16 protein-coding genes and 2 tRNA genes are annotated in these 21,319 nt (G+C 32.4%); 10 read left to right on the top strand and 8 right to left on the bottom strand.

Annotated features, from left to right (window positions below):
- Positions 1-65: 65 nt before the first annotated feature.
- The 5 genes from ACM55G_RS04720 to ACM55G_RS04700 form a co-directional block, all read right to left on the bottom strand.
- The gene (locus ACM55G_RS04720) at positions 66-2,309 is read right to left on the bottom strand and encodes a M1 family metallopeptidase (RefSeq protein WP_416842749.1); all 2,244 of its coding nucleotides are present in this window, start codon (positions 2,307-2,309) and stop codon (positions 66-68) included.
- Between the two features lie 65 nt (positions 2,310-2,374).
- The gene (locus ACM55G_RS04715; RefSeq protein ID WP_416842748.1) at positions 2,375-2,878 is read right to left on the bottom strand and encodes a DUF6702 family protein; all 504 of its coding nucleotides are present in this window, start codon (positions 2,876-2,878) and stop codon (positions 2,375-2,377) included.
- Positions 2,879-2,957: 79 nt separating this feature from the next.
- Complete coding sequence (locus tag ACM55G_RS04710; protein ID WP_416842747.1) at positions 2,958-3,710, bottom strand: peptidase associated/transthyretin-like domain-containing protein; 753 nt, start codon at positions 3,708-3,710, stop codon at positions 2,958-2,960.
- Positions 3,700-4,428 carry a carboxypeptidase-like regulatory domain-containing protein gene (locus ACM55G_RS04705; RefSeq protein ID WP_416842746.1) on the bottom strand — a complete coding sequence of 243 codons (729 nt, stop codon included), beginning with the start codon at positions 4,426-4,428 and terminating at the stop codon, positions 3,700-3,702. Before ACM55G_RS04705 ends, ACM55G_RS04710 begins: the two co-directional genes overlap by 11 nt.
- A gap of 170 nt (positions 4,429-4,598) precedes the next feature.
- A complete protein-coding gene (locus ACM55G_RS04700; protein ID WP_416842745.1) occupies positions 4,599-5,183 on the bottom strand; it encodes a hypothetical protein in 585 nt (194 codons plus the stop codon).
- Positions 5,184-5,354: 171 nt separating this feature from the next.
- Between ACM55G_RS04700 and pepE the strand changes: the two genes are divergently transcribed.
- Positions 5,355-6,062, top strand: coding sequence for a dipeptidase PepE (gene pepE / locus ACM55G_RS04695; RefSeq protein WP_416842744.1), 708 nt, complete (start codon positions 5,355-5,357; stop codon positions 6,060-6,062).
- 60 nt (positions 6,063-6,122) lie between these two features.
- Here the strand turns inward: pepE and ACM55G_RS04690 are convergent.
- Positions 6,123-6,195, bottom strand: a tRNA-Gly gene (locus tag ACM55G_RS04690).
- 48 nt (positions 6,196-6,243) lie between these two features.
- A tRNA-Gly gene (locus ACM55G_RS04685) sits at positions 6,244-6,316 on the bottom strand.
- A gap of 171 nt (positions 6,317-6,487) precedes the next feature.
- Between ACM55G_RS04685 and ACM55G_RS04680 the strand changes: the two genes are divergently transcribed.
- Positions 6,488-6,934 carry a GNAT family N-acetyltransferase gene (locus tag ACM55G_RS04680; RefSeq protein WP_416842743.1) on the top strand — a complete coding sequence of 149 codons (447 nt, stop codon included), beginning with the start codon at positions 6,488-6,490 and terminating at the stop codon, positions 6,932-6,934.
- Complete coding sequence (locus ACM55G_RS04675) at positions 6,927-8,513, top strand: L,D-transpeptidase family protein (protein ID WP_416842742.1); 1,587 nt, start codon at positions 6,927-6,929, stop codon at positions 8,511-8,513. Before ACM55G_RS04680 ends, ACM55G_RS04675 begins: the two co-directional genes overlap by 8 nt.
- On the opposite strand, the gene ACM55G_RS04670 is transcribed toward ACM55G_RS04675, so the two are convergent.
- Positions 8,502-9,224 carry a murein L,D-transpeptidase catalytic domain family protein gene (locus ACM55G_RS04670; RefSeq protein ID WP_416842741.1) on the bottom strand — a complete coding sequence of 241 codons (723 nt, stop codon included), beginning with the start codon at positions 9,222-9,224 and terminating at the stop codon, positions 8,502-8,504. The two genes, ACM55G_RS04675 and ACM55G_RS04670, sit on opposite strands and share 12 nt — an antisense overlap.
- 188 nt (positions 9,225-9,412) lie before the next feature.
- Here ACM55G_RS04670 and ACM55G_RS04665 point away from each other — a divergent pair, with 188 nt between their 5' ends.
- The 7 genes from ACM55G_RS04665 (at position 9,413) to ACM55G_RS04635 (ending at position 21,280) form a co-directional block, all read left to right on the top strand.
- A complete protein-coding gene (locus tag ACM55G_RS04665) occupies positions 9,413-11,806 on the top strand; it encodes a DUF5916 domain-containing protein (RefSeq protein WP_416842740.1) in 2,394 nt (797 codons plus the stop codon).
- A gap of 183 nt (positions 11,807-11,989) precedes the next feature.
- Positions 11,990-14,407, top strand: coding sequence for a DUF5916 domain-containing protein (locus ACM55G_RS04660; RefSeq protein WP_416842739.1), 2,418 nt, complete (start codon positions 11,990-11,992; stop codon positions 14,405-14,407).
- Between the two features lie 140 nt (positions 14,408-14,547).
- Complete coding sequence (gpmI, locus tag ACM55G_RS04655; RefSeq protein WP_416842738.1) at positions 14,548-16,065, top strand: 2,3-bisphosphoglycerate-independent phosphoglycerate mutase; 1,518 nt, start codon at positions 14,548-14,550, stop codon at positions 16,063-16,065.
- Between the two features lie 85 nt (positions 16,066-16,150).
- The gene (locus tag ACM55G_RS04650) at positions 16,151-16,855 is read left to right on the top strand and encodes a TetR/AcrR family transcriptional regulator (RefSeq protein ID WP_416842784.1); all 705 of its coding nucleotides are present in this window, start codon (positions 16,151-16,153) and stop codon (positions 16,853-16,855) included.
- A gap of 27 nt (positions 16,856-16,882) precedes the next feature.
- Entirely contained in the window at positions 16,883-18,544 is a 1,662-nt protein-coding gene (locus ACM55G_RS04645; protein ID WP_416842737.1) for a peptidase domain-containing ABC transporter, read from the top strand.
- A gap of 1 nt (position 18,545) precedes the next feature.
- The gene (locus ACM55G_RS04640) at positions 18,546-19,892 is read left to right on the top strand and encodes an HlyD family secretion protein (RefSeq protein ID WP_416842736.1); all 1,347 of its coding nucleotides are present in this window, start codon (positions 18,546-18,548) and stop codon (positions 19,890-19,892) included.
- Positions 19,892-21,280 (top strand): TolC family protein, encoded by a 1,389-nt coding sequence (locus tag ACM55G_RS04635; protein WP_416842734.1) that lies wholly within the window; start codon positions 19,892-19,894, stop codon positions 21,278-21,280. Before ACM55G_RS04640 ends, ACM55G_RS04635 begins: the two co-directional genes overlap by 1 nt.
- The last annotated feature ends 39 nt before the right edge of the window (positions 21,281-21,319 follow it).

The following is a 21,319-nucleotide window of genomic DNA, read 5'->3' as shown; positions in this document are numbered from 1 at the left end:
CAGTATTTTAATTTTTTCATAAAAAAAGACTCCATTTGGAGTCTTTTTGCTTTTATTTCAATTGATTAATCAAATTTTGATTTCACTTCTGTTTTTGGCCAACTATTATTGGTTATATCTACATCAGCGGTTTCAAGCTTTGGATCAATCTGAATTTTTTTAATTGCTTTTTCAGTGGAATATACTTTTTTGGCGGTATCATTATTTTTTCTCCAAATTTGAGCTGGATATTTGAAATTTTCAACTGTGCCATCTTCATAAGTAATTTCAACAATAATAGGCATCAGCATTCCTCCGGGTTTATTAAATTCAACTTCGTAGAAATATTTAGGTGTTTTTAGAGTGGAGCGTTCTTCTGGCGTAAATTTTTGGTCTACATATTCTGAAAGCAATTTTACTTCTTCTATCTTCAAAGCTTTCTTATCTGATACTTTTAATTCAGTGTTTTTATCTGAAACTAAATATACAAATGGACCTTTATCCAAACCAAAACGTCCTTTTCTCACTTTGACATCTTTTAAATCTGCCGATGGAGTTTCAGAAACATAATATTGTTTTACTTCATTGATACCAATATCAACGAAATCAGTAGAGTAAAACCAACCTCTGAAGAACCAATCTAAATCTACTGCCGAAGCATCTTCCATTGTTCTAAAAAAATCTTCTGGTGTAGGATGTTTGAATTTCCATCTATTTGCATATACTTTGAAAGCATAATCGAATAACTCTCTTCCCATAATGGTTTCTCTCAAAATGTTAAGTCCAGCTGCCGGTTTCCCGTAAGCATTATTACCAAATTGAATTATATTCTCTGAATTAGACATAATAGGCTCCAAGAATTTTTGATCTCCACTCATATAAGGAACAATTTTACTTGGAATTCCACGATTAGAAGGAAAATTAGTTCCTAATTCCTGTTCTGCCATATATTGCATAAACGAGTTCAATCCTTCATCCATCCAAGTCCACTGACGTTCGTCTGAATTAACAATCATAGGAAAGAAATTGTGACCAACTTCATGAATCACTACTCCCATCATTCCATTTTTAGTACGCTCGCTAGTCACTCCATTTTCGTCTGGACGACCAAAATTCCAACAAATCATAGGATATTCCATTCCTTGATCTTCTGCCGAAACTGACACTGCTTTTGGATAAGGATAATCAAAAGTATGCGAAGAATAGCTTTTTAAAGTATGCGCAACCGTTCTTGTAGAAGTTTCACCCCAAAGCGGATTCGCTTCTTTAGGATATAATGATTCAGCCATTACAACTTTAGTACTCAATTGTACGGCCATAGCATCGTAAATAAACTTTCTTGAAGTGGCTATACCAAAATCTCTGACATTTTTAGCGCTAAATTTCCAGGTTTTTTTCTTATTAGAAAATCCTTTTTCTGTAACTTCAGCCTCAGCTTGAGTTACAATAACAACTGGCTTATCAAATGATTTTTGAGCCAGTTCATATCTTTTTACCTGAGCAGCTGTAAATACTTCGCTTCTATTCATCAGCTCTCCTGTTGCATCCATAACATGGTCCGCAGGAACTGTAACATTTACATCAAAATTTCCAAAAGGTAAAGCAAATTCTCCACCTCCCCAAAATTGCATATTTTGCCAACCTTCTACATCATTATAAACTGCCATTCTAGGATAAAACTGAGCAATCACATACAATTTGTTTCCTTCTTTTTCGAATGGTTCGTAACCGGAGCGTCCACCATCTTGAATGTAGTTATTGATATTGTACCACCATTTAGTAGAAAATATAAATTTTTCACCTGGTTTAAGAGGAGTAACCAGATTAATACGCATCATGGTTTGATTGATGATATATGATAAAGAGGTTCCTTTTGCATCTTTTACATATTCAATGTTAAATCCACGTTCCAATCCTTTCTTCAAATATCGATTGGCAAACTTTTCAGCAGGTAATACTTGCTCAATCTTCTCATTTTCAGCTAAAGGTGATTGTGAGTTTTTTGCAGCCTGATTTTGATCTAATTGTACCCATAAATATTCTAAACTGTCCGGGGAATTATTATAATATGTTACCGTTTCAGATCCGCTCAACTTCGCATTCTTATCATCTAGCTCTACGTCTATTTTATAATCAGCTTGTTGCTGATAATAAGCCGGCCCTGGAGCTCCAGATGCTGTACGAAACATATTAGGTGTTGCTAATAAATCGTACATTTGGCTAAACTTGTTCGTATCGTACTTTTCTGATTGTTTTGGGGTTACCGTAGTGGTTTTTTCTTGAGCAAATAGAATTACTGGAAAAAGAAATAATAAAGTGATTTTTTTCATGTGTGGAATGCAAATTATTTTAGAGCGTGAAAATAATAATTTTTTAACAAATTTTATACATTCTATTAATATTTTAACATTTCACTTCTATTAGAATCGGTAAAAAGAATACTCTCTTTATCTCCCAACACGGTCACATGAGTGATATTTTGCTGTTCATCATTCCAATCTATCAAAATTGAATTAAAAATTTCTATCGAATTAATCTTGTTGATTTCCTTTACATTACAATAACAAATAAGAATATCGCCATCAAGCTCTTTACTTAAAAAATTAACAGTTTTTATTTGCCCATTAACTTTTACAGAAAATTTCTCCAAAAAATACTTCTTAACCAAAAGTATTTCTTCGGGTGATTCTTTTTCAGATCCTAAATACAGTTTTTTATTATATTTTTTTTCTAACGCTTTATTCAAATCATCAACAAAAATCCGAGATGTAATTTGGAGCATTTTCTTTTCAGGAGTATAATTTACCTGGTATACTGCTATATAAAATTTATGAACATTAAAGGCGGTTAAACTCAGGAATAAAATTCCAATGAAAGTATATACGATTGTTTTTTTCATGCGAAGATTCTATTTGTTTTTATCGGAATTATGGTATCGCCTTTCTTCAATCTTATTTATCTTTTGGAATATGGCGATTTCATTTTTCAAAAGTAGTAATTCTTTTAAATTCTTTATTTTTTGTAACGAGAAAATCCATAAATTGGAATTCATTGTCTGAATTCATAAATGCTTTTGATTTAGAATCATTTTCACAAAAAATAAGAAAAAGACCTATTTCATCATCATTTAACTTCAATGTATTGGTAAAAAAGGAATAGCCAACTTTATTCATTGTTAGCTCCGTAAAACTTTTTTCGGTTGTGAAATCAGTTCTTTCAGGATTGTTCTTTCTTAAAATCTTCAATACATCTTTGTAAATTCTAACAAAATTCATGCCGTATTCAATACTTCCGTCAGATGGCATGGTACTGTTTTTTGGGGAAGACTTCTCGTCGTCAAAATACAGCTTATCAACATACTTTTGTGTATTCTCTGAAATTGGGTTTAGGTTTTTCTTTCCGGAAACCAATAGTTCCGGTAACAGATTGACAAACGCATTCAATTTCACTCTTAATAATGGAGTTGACATTTCTTTTTCAGTAATAACTATTTTCTTGGATTTAAAGGCTAAGCCAGAAAAAACCAATGTGTCTTTGGCTTTTGCCAAAATACTAAAAAACCCTTTTTGGTTTATTACAGTTCCATTCCTAGAATTCACGTTAAAAACAATCCCATTTTCTAACTTAATTGAATCATTTACCACTTGACCATATAACGTTTTTCTTATCAATTGACTAAAACAAAATTGACAACACAAACACAAAACCAGTATTACGATTTTATTTTTCATTTGTAATTATTTTATTATATTTTTCAGACAATCCAACAATCAAAAATGCAATTAATGTTTTGTTTCTATATTTCAATGCCGCAGTAAAATTGTCATCATCAACACAATAATATTGAAAATCTTTGATGTAATCAGCAGCAATTTTTAAGGTTTCTGTATAATATTTATCTTGAAAAAGCGGCGCAAGTCTATTTAGTGATTGTTCTTTATTCTCTACCACTATTTCTTTTTTAAGCATTGCTTTACGACCCGAAATCGTATTTAGCAATCCATCGATTCCACCACCGGAAGTTGCAGTATATAATTTCCGCTCTGCTGGTGTATATTTTTTTTGACCGTAAGGAATAATCCCAAGGTTCTCAGCGGTTATTTGTGAATTTTCATTGACAACAACTTCTTTAAGTTCAATGCTTTTAGGAGTCATTTGAATCTTAATGATATCCTGCACTAAGTCCTGTTTACTTATTCTCTTATGTAAAGTTACAAGATTTACAGCAGAAAAAACCAAAACATCCCCTTCTTTTACAAATAGTAAAAAAGAGCCATTTTTATCCGTTACAGTAGCATTTTCAGTATATAAATTAACAATATTTATTCCTTCAACACCAATTGTATCAGCAGAGATTTTCCCTCGAATTTCTTTTTTAACACTAGTTTGACCAAAGGTGATCGTAACTATAAAAAATAAAATGAGCAGTAGTATCTTATTTAATTTCACTGGTTATTATTTCGTTATATTTTGTGGCTAATTCGCCTAATAAAAATTCAATTGTCGTTACATTCTTTGAATCCAAAATTTTTGTGAATTTACTATTTTCAACAGCAAAATATTCGAATCCTTTTACATATTCAGAAGGAATTTTTAATTTATTTATAAAATGATCCACATCAAACAGTCGCTCCAGTTGTTTTAAATAAGACTCTTTTCTCTCCACTTCCAATTGTTTTTTTTAGCATACCCGTTCTTCCAGAAATAAAATTGAGTAAAGGATCTGCCGAAACTGAACCACCCGCCATTCCTGACAAACTTGCTGATGCATTAAGATCTGTTGCGGTATATAATTTGCGTTCCGCCTCTGTATAGGATTTTTGACCTTTTGGAATTATACCCAGCGAAACTGCATTGATATTATCATATCCTCTTCTAACGACAACTTCTTTTAATACATTCATGATCGGTTCCATTTTCACAAAAAGAAAATCATTTTCAAAATGTTTTTGGGTCAAGACAATTCGGAGTTCTTTAAACTGCACTACCGAAAACATAAGTATGTCTCCTACAACAGCTGATATCGAAAAATAACCGGATTTTTCAGTAATTGTCGCTTTTTCAGTTTTTAAATTAATAACATAAATACCTTCAAGATCTGACATCTCTGCAATTACTTTTCCGTTTAGTTTAACTGGAATAGGTCCTTGCGCGAAAGCTTTAGAAGCAACTAAAATAAAAAAAAGGCAAACAACTCTACTCATCAGTTGATAATCAAATTTCGATTATTGATATCTTGTAAAAGTATCTTACTCTCTTCAAAATTAATTACTAATGAGTTGGTAAAAATATGTTAATTAAAAACCGCAAAACACAACTTTAGAATAGACAATTTATACCTTTAACACAAACTATTTTTTACCAGAAGAAACGCAATGAAAAACATACTTATCGCCAGTACATCCACCCTTCATGACGGGGACTATCTAGACTATTTATTACCTAAATTAAGTTTACATTTTCTAAATTGTAAAACGATACTTTTTATCCCTTATGCTCGTTCAGGCGGTATTTCACATGAAGAATACACTTGTAAAGTTGCGTTGGCTTTTGCCAAAATAAACAAAACCGTAAAAGGAATTCATGAATTTGAGGATGCAGCTGAAGCAGTGCAAAATGCAGAAGGAATTTTTACTGGTGGCGGCAATACTTTTTTACTGGTTTCACAATTGTATAAAAACAAAATCATGATCGTTCTTGCTGATACCGTTAAAAAAGGGACTCCTTATTTAGGAACAAGTGCCGGAAGTAATATTTGTGGACTGACGATGCAAACCACTAATGACATGCCTATTGTTTATCCGCCGAGTTTTCAAACATTGGGATTAATTCCTTTTAATTTGAATCCGCATTATTTAGATGCTGATGAACAATCGACACATATGGGTGAAACGCGAGAAACACGAATCAAAGAATTTCATGCTTTTAATACTATTCCTGTTCTAGGATTACGAGAAGGAAGCTGGTTAGATGTTCAAGGCGACAAAACAACTTTAGGAGGCAATTTATCCGCCAGACTTTTTAGACAAAACCACGCTCCTGAGGAATTAGAAAGCGGAAGTGATTTGAGTTTTATAAAATAATATAGAAAACGAATTGATACTAAATAAAAAAGCCGAAACAATTAAGTTTCGGCTTTGAAGAGCGAAAGACGAGGCTCGAACTCGCGACAACCAGCTTGGAAGGCTGGAGCTCTACCAACTGAGCTACTTTCGCATGACAAAATTTAAATAAAAAACCTCAAACCAAAATTTGAGGTTTTAGAGCGAAAGACGAGGCTCGAACTCGCGACAACCAGCTTGGAAGGCTGGAGCTCTACCAACTGAGCTACTTTCGCATTAACAACGGTGCAAATATAAATAATAATTCTGCTTCAATGCAAGTTTTTTTTCTGAAAAATAACAAACTTCTCCTCACAATCCTTTTTAAAAAAGCATCTGTAAATCATAAAGAATTTATTATGAAAATATTATACCTTTATTAAGCCGAAAAAAATATTTAAAAAAAAATGCAAAACATCAAACAAATCTCCGCATTGGAGACATTTCCAGTAAGACATCCTGTCCTTCGAGCCAACAAATCGATAGATAGTTGTCATTTTGATGGAGACAATTTAAAAGCTACTATACATTTTGGTTTGCTTGACCAAAACAATTTGATTGGTGTTATTTCAATATTCGAAGCAAAAAATGATTTATTTACTGCAGAAAAACAGTTTCAAATTCGGGGAATGGCCGTTTTGAAAGAGTATCAGAAAAAAGGTTTTGGCAAAAAACTCATTTGCAATTCCGAGAAACATTGTTCCGACCAAAACGTAAATTTAATTTGGTTCAATGCCAGAAAAGAAGCGATTCGTTTCTATGAAAAAATGGGATATCAAGTAAAAGGATCGCCTTTTGAAATAAAAGGAGTTGGAGAACACGTTATCATGTTTAAAAAAATGAATTGTGAATAAATTATTTCTAATACTGTTGTTATGCATCGTGATTAGTTGTAAAAAACAAGAACTAAAAAGCGAAGTGGTCTTAGAAAAAGAGGCTTCAAAACCCCGTGTTCAACCTGAAGGTAAATCAATTAAAATTGACTCTGCTTTACTAATTTCCATTAATAACAAAATACTCACTGATTTCTATAAATCTACTGAATATAGAACCGTTTGGCAATCTGACAAGAAGAGAAATATAATTTTAAAGGAACTCCTTACATCTGATGAAGAGGGATTAAATCCGGAAGATTACAAAGTAAAGGTATTAAGTAATTTCGAAAAAGATTTAGTGACTCTAGACTCTGTGGATATAGCTAAATATGACATTTTATTGACTTCTAGTTTACAAAAATACATTTCACATTTAACTAACGGAACATTAGACCCAAGAAAATTATATAAAAACTGGGAGTTAAAAGAAAACCACATTGATCTAAATGAAACGGTTGCCCAATTATTAAGAACCGATTCGTTACTCTATAAAATCGAACAATTGAAACCCAATCATCTTGTTTACAAGAAATTAAAAAAAGCACTTCAACTCATTAATACCTTCCCCAAAGAAAATTTTAAAAACTTAAAAATTACAGGAAACATTTCTCCAAATGATACTAATCCTTCCCTAATTGATATCAAAAAAAGATTGATTTATTGGAAAGATTTACAGCTTAATGATAGTTTAACACCCGTTTATGACGAAGAAACTTTAAAGGCAATAAAAAGATTTCAAACTCGACATGGTTTAGCTACTGACGAAGTTATTAGAGAAGTAACAATTGCTTCACTCAATTTTTCAAAACAACAACGGATCCATCAAATTATTGCTAATCTCGAGCGCTGGAAATGGTATCCAAAAGATATGGGAAAAGAATACGTAATCATTAATATCCCAGACTATAAATTGACATTAGTTAAGGACAAGGATACATTGAGAACACATCGAGTAATCGTAGGAAGAGCAAAAAGAAAAACACCAATCCTAAGTTCAAAATTAACTCAGGTCGTTTTTAATCCAACTTGGACAGTTCCGCCAACTATTTTGAGAGAAGATGTTATTCCGGCAATTTTAAAAAGCCGAAGCTATTTAACAAATTCAAACATTAAAGTATATGATGATAATGGGAGAATAGTAGATCCTTATGAGTGGCAATTATCACAAGCCGAAACGTATCGCTATGTTCAAAGTCCGGGAACTTTTAACTCGCTGGGTATGGTGAAAATTATTTTCCCAAATCGCTTCTCTGTTTATTTACATGATACAAACCACAGGGATTATTTTGACAAAATAGATCGCTCGTTGAGTTCCGGTTGCGTCAGAGTTGACAATCCTCTGGAATTAACAGAATATTTACTGAACGACCCTGTCAATTGGGATCTGGAAAAAATCACAGCCATATTACAAAACGAAAGAACAAAATTTGTCAAAATAAAAGAAGATATTTCCTTTCATTTATTGTATTGGACAGCTTGGAGTGAGAATAATAAATTGATCTTCAGAGATGATATTTATAATCTTGATGCCAATTTGTATAACAAATTAAGAAACTGACACTGAAACCAATTTAGAAGCTCTTGAAGGGTGATAAATAAACAAACACGATTTATTTTTTATTGTGCTGATAATTTCTTCTGAGAATTCTACTGGTACAGCTGGACAGCCTTGGCTTCTTCCTAATCTATGATTGTTTTTTATAAATGAATTAGAAACATATTCTGCTGCATGCATAACTACACCTCTTGCTCTTGCATTGTCATTAACACCTTTTTCTAAGCCATCTAATTTTAGTGACATTCCGTGTTTACCGCTATAAATTTCACCTGTTGCATAAAAACCTAAACTACTTTTATAAGATTCAGCTGAATTTGAAAAAGCAGAAGCAAATTCATCTCCAGTATTTCTTCCATGTGCAACAAGAGTATGGAACAAGATTTCACCTGTTGTCAAATTAATTACCCAAAGTCTTTTAGTGTTGGATGACAAACTAAAATCGACTAAGGTTAAAATATCCTTCTGGATTAAACCTTTATCTTTTAACAAATAATACCCTTTTAAAGCTTCTGAAAAACTTTCTAATTTAGGCAGAACAAATTCATTGGAATGTAAATTATTGTAGGCCATTTCAATTTTAGCGTCAACGCTAGATTTTACATTTTTGGCATAAACGACAGACTTAACAGTCTTGGACTCAGAAAAACTTGCTTTACTTGGTGAGAACGAAAGCAGCATAAACAAAATAGCAGGAAATGTCTTATAAATCATTGATTCTCTTTAAGTTATAGATTAATTTGGGATTGCAAACGTACGTCAAAAAATAGCAATTGAAAATAATTTAACAAAACTTTAGTTCAATTACAACGGATAAGACAGAGGAATATTGAGTAAAAGTTCCTAAAAAAATCACTTACTATGTTAATTTTGTTATTTTTGTTTTGATACACTCACAATTTATGTCCAAATTTCACTCTACAGCACTAATTTTTTTACTATTCTTTAGTTTCCATGCCAATAGCCAAAAAAAGGTGCTTTCAGCAAAATCCACTACAGAAAATATCACTATTGATGGCAAAATTAACGAGGAAGTTTGGGCTACAGAATCCGTTGCTACCGATTTTATAATGTTTGAACCTGATAATGGAAGACCTATAAGTTCTAAAAAGAAAACAGAAATTAAAGTGCTATATGACAACAATGCCATTTATATTGCTGCTTTGTTGTATGATGATGAACCTGATAAAATAAAAAAAGAAATTACAAACCGTGATGTCTTTGGGGTTTCGGATAACTTTTCTGTTAGTATCAACGGATTTAATGACGGACAACAAGATTTTCGCTTTTTTGTGAGTTCAGCAGGTGTTCAAATGGATTGTTTAGCAATAGAAGACAATGAAGATTTCACATGGGACGCTATTTGGGATAGCAAAGCAACCATAACCGATTTTGGCTGGGTAGTAGAAATGAAAATCCCTTATGCAGCGTTACGGTTTTCAAATGCACAAAAACAAACTTGGGGGCTGAATTTTATGCGTGAAATAAAACGATACAATCAAAAATACACTTGGAATCGAGTGGACACAAAAATTGGTGCTGTAATTCCACAAGCAGGGATACTCGAAGGAATTGAAAATATAAAAACGCCTACCCGACTTTTTTTTATACCCTATACCTCAACATACTATCAGCAAAATGATTTAGGTTCAGATAAAACGCTTAAAGCTGGTTTAGATATAAAATACGGCATCAACGATTCCTTTACATTGGATGCCATTTTAGTACCTGACTTTGGTCAAACAAAATTTGACAATGCTATTTTAAACCTTGAACCCTTTGAACAAAAGCTAGATGAAAACCGACCTTTTTTTACAGAAGGTACCGATTTATTCAATAAAGGAGGATTATTTTATTCCAGAAGAATTGGTGGGGCTCCAAGTACAGAACCCACAATTGATGCTAATGAAGAAATCATAACTTACCCAAGTACTGTTAATTTACTAAATGCAGTAAAAATTTCTGGACGAACAGAAAAAGGTTTAGGAATTGGTCTTTTGAATGCTGTCACAAAAAAAACGTACGCTACTATTCGTGATAATGATACGAATGAAACTAGAAAAGAAGTTATAGAACCTCTTACAAATTATAACGTATTGGTACTAGACCAACGTTTTAATCAAAATTCGTCCGTTTCATTTATAAATACAAATACAACTCGTAATGGTGGCTTTAGAGATGCTAATGTTTCAGCAGCATTATTTGATTTGAAAACAAAACCAAACACCTATAATTTATATGGTGATTTCAAGTACAGCTCTATCAATACCATTGAAGATTACGATGGCTTTAAAACAGAATTAAATTTCGCAAAAACAAGTGGAAAATATAGATATGCACTTTCGGGAAAATACATTTCTAAAAATTATGATATAAATGACCTTGGAATCATTTTTTACACGAATTATAACAGCATTGCTGCAAATGGGAGTTATAGAATATTGAATCCAACAAATAAATTTAACACCTTTAAAGTTTATCAAGAATTAAGTTTAGAAACCCAAAATACAACGGGAAAAACACAGGAAGCCTATTCTATTACCCAAATAAAGTCAACAACCTTAAAAAATAATTATTTTGAATTATTTTTAAGAATAAACCCTTTCAATAGATATGATTTTTATGAACCTCGAGAAGTGGGAAGATATGTGTATATTCCTAAAAGTGTTTTGGGATATGTTGCATTTGTTAGTGATCAAAACAAACCATTTACTTATGAACTCGAAACATCAATAACTAAATTTGATGAAAATCAGAGAGCAACTTATCTGTTAAATGGTGGTGTCAAATACAGATTCAACGATAAACTTTCAATAGGACATGGCATCCAATATACTCGAAAAGCAAGTGATAGAGGTTGGGTAGACCAAAACAACACGGGAATCATTTTTGCGGAGCGCAACAGAGAAATAGTACAAAATGACCTTACTGGAAAATATGCCATAAACAATAAAATGACGCTCAACTTAACGGCTCGTTATTACTGGTCTTATTCTGAAAATCATGGATTCCTTACTTTACAGGATAATGGTTATTTGGTCCAAAATAATACATATTCATTAAATAAAAACAGGAATTTTAATTCCTGGAATTTTGATTTATCGTATTCTTGGTGGTTTGCCCCAGGTAGTGAAATCTCAATTTTATACCGCAACTACGCACTCGAAAGTACTCGAAATGTTCAAAAAGAGTTATCAACAAATTTCAAAAATGTTTTCGATAGTAACCTAACCAATATTTTTTCAATTAGTCTTCGCTATTTTATTGATTATAATGTGGTGAAAAATAAATTTTAAAGTTTCTTGTAACTCGCCACTCTGTCAAAATAAAATTCAAAAACTATCGTTTTCAAATCTATAAAACAGACTTAGTAATGTAATTATTGCTTTTTTTTTCTAAAATCTGTAACAATTTGTTAATTACACAGTCTATTATTGAAATTATATTTTTACATCGTTTTATCATCAATCAAAAAAATCATGAGAAAAATACTTTTCCTACCTTTCCTCTTGTTTTGTGTTCTTGGCTACAGCCAAAAAAAAATATTACAAACTAAATTCATTTCAGATAACATAATCATTGATGGAAAACTGGATGAAAGCATATGGAAATCGGTACCAGTAGCGAAGGATTTCATCATGTTTGCACCAGATAACGGAAAGAGTATTCCTGAAAATAGAAGAACAGAAGTAAAAGTTTTATATGACAATGATGCCATCTATGTCGCTGCTGTAATGTATGATGAGGAGCCTAATAAAATAATGAAGGAAATAGCACAAAGAGACAACTTTGGTGCCGCGGATCTTTTTGGAGTTTTTGTAAATGGTTTTAATGACGGGCAACAAGATTTTCAATTTTATGTCTCGGCCTCTGATGGACAAGCGGATTGTATCACGACCGACACCAATGGTGAAGATTATTCCTGGGACGCTGTTTGGAAAAGCAAAGCTAGTATTACCGATTTTGGTTGGGTGGTTGAAATGCGAATCCCATATGCGGCTTTAAGATTTTCTGGTGAAAACAAACAAACTTGGGGTCTCAATTTTTTCAGAGAAATAAAACGTGATAAACATAAATACAGTTGGAATTTTATTGATTCAAAAATTGGGACTTTCACACAACAAACTGGAGTTTTGGAAGGAATTGAAAATATAAAGCCCCCTACCCGACTGTTTCTTTTACCCTATTCTTCCTTTTATGTAAATGCAAATTCACAGCAAAAAACATACGGAACAATCAAAGGTGGTCTGGATATAAAGTATGGCATAAATGATGCTTTTACACTTGACGCTATACTTATTCCTGATTTTGGCCAGACAAAATACGATGATCAGATTTTAAATTTAGGTCCATTCGAACAACAATTCAATGAAAACAGGCCTTTTTTTACCGAAGGAACCGATTTATTCAGCAAAGGAAATTTGCTTTATTCACGAAGAATTGGTGGAAAACCGTCAAATTATCCAACTGCTGCAAGTAACGAAGAGATTATTGATAATCCATCAAGCGTTAATCTTATCAATGCCTTAAAAGTATCCGGCAGAACAAAAGATGGTTTGGGAATAGGAATTTTAAATGCTGTTACTGAAAAAACGTATGCGTCAATACAAAACAAGGTTACTCAAGAAATAAGAAAAGAATTGGTAGAACCATTAGCAAATTATAATGTTTTGGTTCTGGATCAGCGTTTTCGAAAAAATTCCTCAATTTCGTTTGTGAATACTAATGTTACCCGAAACGGGAGTTTTCGCGACGGTAATGTTTCCGCGTTAGTTTGGGATTTAAATACAAAGAAAAATACCTATAATCTTTCCGGAAACTTCAAATACAGTTATATAAACGACACCGAGGACAAAAAAGGAACTGCTACATCGTTAAATTTTGCTGAGACTTCTGGAAAATACAGGTATAGTTTAGGTACCGAAATTCTATCAAAAAATTTCGACAACAATGATTTAGGAATCAATTTTGAAACTAACTATTATGCCATTTATGGAAATGTAAATTATAGAATATTAAACCCTACCAAATATTTCAATACTTTTAATACAAATTTCAATATGTACACCCAGTTTCAAAAAGAGACAGGAAAAATTCAAGGGAATAATATCAATTTTAATATTAATTCAAACAACAAACAAAACCATTACTTTGGATTAGGAATAAACACCAATCCAATTGAATCTCATGATTATTATGAGCCTAGGACAGAAAGCAGGTATTTAATTTTCCCAAAACGATTTGGAGGATGGTTTATGTTTTCTTCTAATTATAATAATAAATTTGCAATTGATATTAACCCATCATTTGCTGTTTTGAGTGAACCAGGACGAAATTCGTATGGTTTCGACATTGGTCCAAGATACCGTTTCAATGATAAATTTTCATTAAATTATAATTTTAGTTTTTTTAGACAAAACAATAACAAAGGATATATAGACAGTATTGATGATGATTTAAATACCACAACGCCAAATACTATTATTTTTACCAATAGAAATGTGATTACCTACTCCAACTCTCTTTCCGGAAAATACTCTATCAACAGTAAAATGACTTTTAATCTTTCCTTGCGCCATTATTGGTCTTTTGCCGAGAACAAGAATTTTTTATCATTAGAACAAAATGGTAGACTAACCGACTATTCCAATTATACTGAAAACAAAAATTCAAGTTTTTTCTCCTGGAATGGTGATGTATCTTATTCCTGGTGGTTTGCCCCAGGTAGTGAAATTTCAATTTTATATAGAAATAATGCCGCTAATTTTCAAAGAGAAATCGATAAAGATTTTGGAAAAAAAGTTACTACTTTACTAACCAATGATCAGCTAAAACATGTTTTCTCCATAAGTATTCGTTATTTTATAGATTACAACGAGGTGAAAAACAAATTCTAAGTTGCAGTAATTTTAGCATACCTCATTTTCTACAACAAAATTAACACTATTTGTTATTGTTATCTTACGAATGAATAATAGTGATTTCGATTGCTCTGCCATTTTTAGAAATGCTTTATCTTTGCTCAAAATATATTCCAATGAACAAAAAAGTAATTCTTATGATTCTAGACGGTTGGGGAAAATCTCCTGAACCTAAGGTATCTGCAATTGATAATGCCAATGTACCCTTTATAAATAGCCTTTATAAAAATTATCCAAGTGCTCAACTGAGAACTGATGGTTTAAATGTAGGTTTACCAGAAGGGCAAATGGGAAACAGCGAAGTAGGACATATGAACCTTGGCGCTGGACGAATAGTATATCAGGATTTAGCTAAAATAAATCTTGCCGTAGCGAATAATACTTTGGCAAAAGAACAAGTATTGGTCGAAGCTTTTACTTATGCTAAAGAAACCAATAAAAAAGTACACTTTTTAGGCCTCGTTTCTGATGGTGGTGTTCATTCCCACACTTCTCATCTACGAGGTTTGATTGATGCAACACAACAATACGGATTACAAAAAGTTTTCGTTCACGCCTTCACTGATGGTCGTGATGTTGATCCAAAATCAGGTAAAAACTACCTTCAGGATTTAGAAGATTATATCGCAAATACTACCGTGAAAATAGCTTCTGTAATTGGACGTTATTATGCCATGGATCGTGATAAACGTTGGGAAAGAGTAAAATTAGCTTACGATTTATTAGTAAATGGAACCGGTGCTCACACTAAAAATCCAGTTGCATCGATAGTGGAAAGTTATGAAGTTAATGTAACCGATGAATTTATTCATCCCATGGTTGTAGTTGATGATAACGATAAACCCCTTGCGACTATTGAGGAAGATGATGTCGTTATTTTCTTCAATTTCAGAACGGATAGAGGGAGAGAATTGACCGAAGCGCTTTCGCAACAAGATTTCCATGAGCAAAACATGCACCAATTGAATTTGTATTATGTAACGCTGACCAATTATGATGAAACGTATAAAAACGTAAAAGTCGTTTACAATAAAGATAACATTACCGAAACTCTTGGTGAAGTTCTAGAAAAAGCTCATAAAAAACAAATCCGTATTGCCGAAACAGAGAAATATCCCCACGTGACTTTCTTCTTTTCCGGTGGGAGAGAATTACCTTTTGTTGGCGAAAGTCGCATTTTGAAAAATTCCCCAAAAGTGGCCACTTATGATTTGCAACCAGAAATGAGTGCTTTTGAATTGACTGACGCCTTGATTCCTGAACTTGAAAAAGGCGACGTAGATTTTGTATGTCTTAATTTTGCTAATGGTGATATGGTAGGTCATACCGGAATTATGAGTGCTGCGATAAAAGCCTGTGAAGCTGTTGATAAATGTGTAGAAAAAGTAATTACAGCCGCATTAGCCCACAATTACACTACCATAGTAATTGCCGATCACGGAAATTGTGAAACAATGATAAATCCTGACGGAAGTCCGAATACTGCTCATACAACAAATCCAGTTCCAATTATTCTGGTAGACAAAGACTTAAAAACAATTCATGATGGAGTTTTGGGTGATATTGCTCCAACTATCTTGGAATTGATGGGGATCGAGAAACCTGAAGTAATGACTTGTCATTCACTACTATAAATAATTAAATGATTTTTCTTAAAAAGCTACTCCACTCGAGTAGCTTTTTTTATAAATAAAAGTTAAAATCTAATTATTGATAGTAATACTATTATATTTGCAAAAAATAATATCAATTGTGAATGTAATCTTATCCAATTTAAAAATACAAGTCAACGAAAAAATATACGTTAAGGATCCTGAAACTTCCTCTTTAGGTAAAAAAATTATAGAACAAAGCATCCTTTTAATAGACGAAATTGGATTCGACAATTTCACTTTTAAAAAATTAGGAGACAAAATTGGATCGAACGAAAGCTCCATATACCGTTACTTTGAAAACAAACATAAACTATTAGTTTATTTATCCTCTTGGTACTGGAGCTGGATGGAATACAAACTGATTTTTGCTACTACAAATATTTTGGATCCAAAGGAAAAACTAAAAAAAGCGATAACTATTGTAACTGAAAAAGTAATTGATGATAACAATACAGAGTATATCAATGAGGCCGTTCTAAACAAAATTATTATTGCTGAGTTCACAAAAACGCTATACATTAAGGAAATAGATCAGGAAAACAACGAAGGTTTTTTCTTGATGTACAAAAGGGTAATCAATCGAATTGTAGCCATTGTTACTGAGGTAAATCCAGAATATCCGTATGCTAAATCACTTATTTCTACAATAGTTGAAGGCAGTTTACATCAACATTTTCTAAAAGAACATTTAAAAACTATTACAGACTGTAATGACTCCGTTAGCACTACAAATTTTTACTTGAATCTTGCAGAAAACGTTTTGAAATAAAAACAAAAAGAAAACACCAATACCATTATGACTCCTCTAAAACGTTTTTACAACTTACTTGAATTAGACAAAAAAGATGTCTCCCAAATACTTTTTTACGCCATATTTGCTGGATTGATCAGTTTATCACTACCGCTTGGAATACAGGCAATCACGAACTTTATTCAGTCCGGAAGAGTGAGTGCTTCGTGGATTGTATTGATCATCCTAGTCGTTTTTGGTGTAGCCTTAGTTGGGATTCTTTCTTTGATGCAGCTTCGAATTACCGAAAATTTACAACAAAAAATATTTGTTCGCTCTTCGTTTGAATTTGCAGCTCGATTGCCAAAAATAAAAACAGAAGAATTACACAACAGTTACCCACCAGAGTTAGCCAATCGTTTTTTTGATACCATGTCCATTCAAAAAGGAACTTCAAAATTATTGATTGATTTTTCGGCAGGTTTGTTGCAAATTGTTTTTGGAGTAATTTTATTGTCCTTGTATCATCCTTATTTTATTGTATTTGGTTTTCTACTTTTTTTCCTTTTATATTTCATCTTCAGATTTTCTTATAAATCAGGGTTAGAAACCAGTTTAAAAGAATCAAAATTCAAATATAAAGTAGCTAGCTGGTTACAAGAAATGGCGCGCAACAGCAATAGTTTCAAAAACGAACTCAATTACGATTATGCGCTTCAAAAAAACAATGCTCTAGTTGCAGATTATTTGAATTATAGGGAAAAACATTTTAATATTATCAAGAAACAATTCAGTCAGTTGATCATATTTAAAATTATAGTTACTACTAGTTTATTGTCAATAGGAGGATTTTTAGTGTTGTCACAACAAATGAATATCGGGCAATTTGTTGCTGCAGAAATCATCATTTTACTGGTAATTAATTCCTTAGAAAAAATAATTATTGGACTGGAAACTTTCTATGATGTGTTAACTTCTATTGAAAAAATAGGACAAGTAACTGACCTAACATTAGAAGAAGAAACTAGCTTTGCTAGTGATGTTTGCTATGCCAATATCTCACTGGAAATTGAAAATCTAAGCTTCAAATTCCCTGATAATGATAAAGAAATACTGAACAATATTTCATTGAAAATTATGCAAGGAGAAAAAATAGTAATTGACGGGGAAAATGGTTCTGGAAAAACAACTCTAATTCGGATATTATCTGGGTTACTCCACTCCACTTCTGGTTCTTTTTATATCAATGACGATACCTTCCGAAAAATAAACCTGAAGCAATATCGATCTCAAATAGGAAGCATAATCCATGGAGAAAAACCTTTTGAAGGAACACTTTTAGAAAACATTACTTTTAATGATGCTTCGGTAAGTTCAGAAGATTTGAAATGGGCAATTGATGGGGTGCAACTTTCCTCTTTTATAAAACAATACCCAAAGGGTTTAGAAAGAAATATTTATCCGGAAGGAAAACAATTATCCTCTTCCAACGCTCAAAAAATACTGTTGGCAAGAAGTATTATTCACAAGCCAAAAATACTTTTTTATGAAGACCCGACAGATACTATGGATGAAAAAGTAGCCAATGAAATTATTGATTTTATCACTTCCGATAAGAACAAATGGACGATCATTGTTTCCTCTAAAAACCCTTATTGGAAAACCAAAACCAATCGAAAGATAACGATGAAAAATGGTCTCATACAACTTGATTTAAAAAACAATTAGCATGCTAAACATATCCGATAATAAATTGAAACTGCCGTCTCTTGATCGGTATTCAACTGTCAGAAATTTATCCAACAGACCTCATTATAAAATTTTAAACAGAATTATAGCCATTGTTTCAATAATTGGCCTTGTTGCTCTTTTCTTGCCTTGGACACAAAACATTTCCGGATCAGGAGCCGTAACCACTTTAAAACCTAGCCAAAGGCCACAATCCATTCAGAGTGTAATTTCTGGTCGAATAGAAAAATGGTACGTTCAAGAGGGTGATTTTGTTAATAAAGGAGACACGATTCTTTTCATATCAGAAATAAAAGAAGATTACATGGATCCAAATTTAGTAGGAAATACTAAAAAACAGATTAATGCCAAGAAACAATCTTTGCAGTCGTATGGCTCAAAAGTAAGTACGCTTTCTAATCAAATTAAGGCTATTGAAACCGAAAAAACGTTGAAACTAGAACAAGCACAAAATAAAATCAAACAGTCTATTTTAAAAATTAAAAGTGACAGTATGGATTTAGTGGCAGTACGAACACAGCTCCGAATTGCAGACACACAATACAATCGTTCTGTTCAGCTGAACAAAGAAGGCTTAAAACCATTAACTGATATTGAGGAAAAAAGATTGAAATTACAAGAAGTAGAAGCTAAAATTATAACTCAGGAAAACAAATACTTAACCAGTAAAAACGAGTTTATAAATGCGAAAGTTGAAATAAACCGAATTAGCGCTGAATATGCTGAAAAAGTTTCTAAAGCCAATAGTGATAAATTTACGGCACTTAGCAGTCAATACGAAACTGATGCACAAGTTAACAAACTTGAAAACCAATATGTAAATTACAGCATCCGTAATGGCATGTATTATATAAAAGCATCTCAAAACGGTTACATCAATAGAGCTTTACAATCTGGTTTAGGCGAAACTATAAAAGAAGGAACACCAATTGTTACTATTATGCCATCAGAATATGATATTGCTGTGGAAACTTTTGTAAACCCTATGGACTTGCCGTTGTTGAACAAAGGAGAGAAAGTTCGGGTTTGGTTTGATGGATGGCCAACTATCGTATTTTCTGGATGGCCAGATATGTCTTATGGAACTTTTGGAGGAGAAATTGTAGCAATTGAAAACTTCATTAGCCAGAATGGAAAATACAGAGTCTTAATAACACCTGACAAAAACGAAGCCAATTGGCCTAAACAACTAAGCATAGGAGCAGGCGCCCAAACTATTGCCTTATTGAATACAGTTCCCGTTTGGTTCGAATTATGGAGAACATTAAATGGTTTTCCGCCTAATTATTACCAACCGGCAACAAAAACAACCAAAGAAAAAAAATAATGAAACAGCTACTTTTCACATTTTTATTCTTTGCACTTTCTGCCACAGCGCAACAGAACACATCAGAACAGCTTTCGTATACGGAATTCTTAGGGTATGTAAAAAAATACCATCCGTTAGTTAAAAATGCTAATTTAGAAATAAATAAAGCACAAGCCAATTTAATGATGGCTCGTGGTGGTTTTGATCCAAAAATTGAGGTTGATTTTAGCAAAAAACAATTCAAAGACAAAGAGTATTATTCTCTTTTAAATAGCAGTTTCAAAATACCAACTTGGTACGGAATTGAGATTAAAGCAGGCTTTGACAACAACGAAGGAATATATCTAAACCCTCAAAACACAATTCCTAATCAAGGATTGACTTCACTGGGAATCACCATTCCCCTTGGACAAGGATTGTTTATAAATCAACGAATGGCTGATTTACGAAAAGCAAAGATGCAAATACAATTAAGCCAATCTGAAAGAAAACTTCAAGCTATCGCTGTTTTGTATGATGCCTCTTTAGCCTATTTTAATTGGAAGAAAAACTTTAATGAGGTTCAGTTGTACCAAGAGTATAGTAGGAATGCACAAATTCGTTTCAAAGGAATTCAATCCTTAATCAAGCAAGGGGACAAGCCAGCAATTGACAGTATCGAAGCAGGAATTATTGTAAAAAACAGACTGCTTAACTTGGAAGATTCAAATCTAAAATTAGCTAAAGCCAAGCTTGAACTTTCTAATTTCCTTTGGCTGGAAAACAACATTCCTTTAGAAATTTCTGACACCCTTATCCCTGAAACCCAATTAGAATTTACGATTCAGGAAAGTTTAAAAACGAATGATTTATTGAATTCCAATTTTTCCATCATCAATCATCCAAAAATAAATGCACTGCAAAGCAAAATTGACATTCTGAATGTGGAAAGAAAACTAAAAGCCAACATGCTTTTACCAAAAATTGATGTGGGCTACTCCTATTTGTCCGAACCCAGTTATATTGATAATTATCAATTTCAGGATTATAAGATAGGATTGGATTTTTATTTCCCTTTGTTTCTAAGAAAAGAACGCGGCAATTTGAAACTGGCAAAATACAAGGTTCAGGAAACTGAATTTATATTAGATTTAGAAAAAGTACAATTATCTAATAAAATTAATGCGCAGAAACTTGAGATTACATCCCTTTTAAAACAAAAAGAACTCACTAAAGATTTAGTTCAGGATAACATCACAATGCTCAATTCTGAAGAGCGCTTATTTTCTTTTGGAGAAAGTTCCCTATTTTTAATTAATACACGGGAAAATAATTTGGTCAGCTCACAACTTTCTAAAATTGCCTTAGAAAACCGATTTTATATCTCTAATTCTGAGCTTTTTAAAATTATGGCCAATCCGGATTAAATAATTTATAAAATTGTACTTTTGCAAACTGAAAATTCG

Source organism: Flavobacterium algoriphilum (assembly GCF_048158655.1).
In the GTDB taxonomy this organism is placed as follows: Bacteria; Bacteroidota; Bacteroidia; order Flavobacteriales; family Flavobacteriaceae; genus Flavobacterium; species Flavobacterium algoriphilum.
This window is presented reverse-complemented; position numbering and strand designations above follow the sequence as displayed.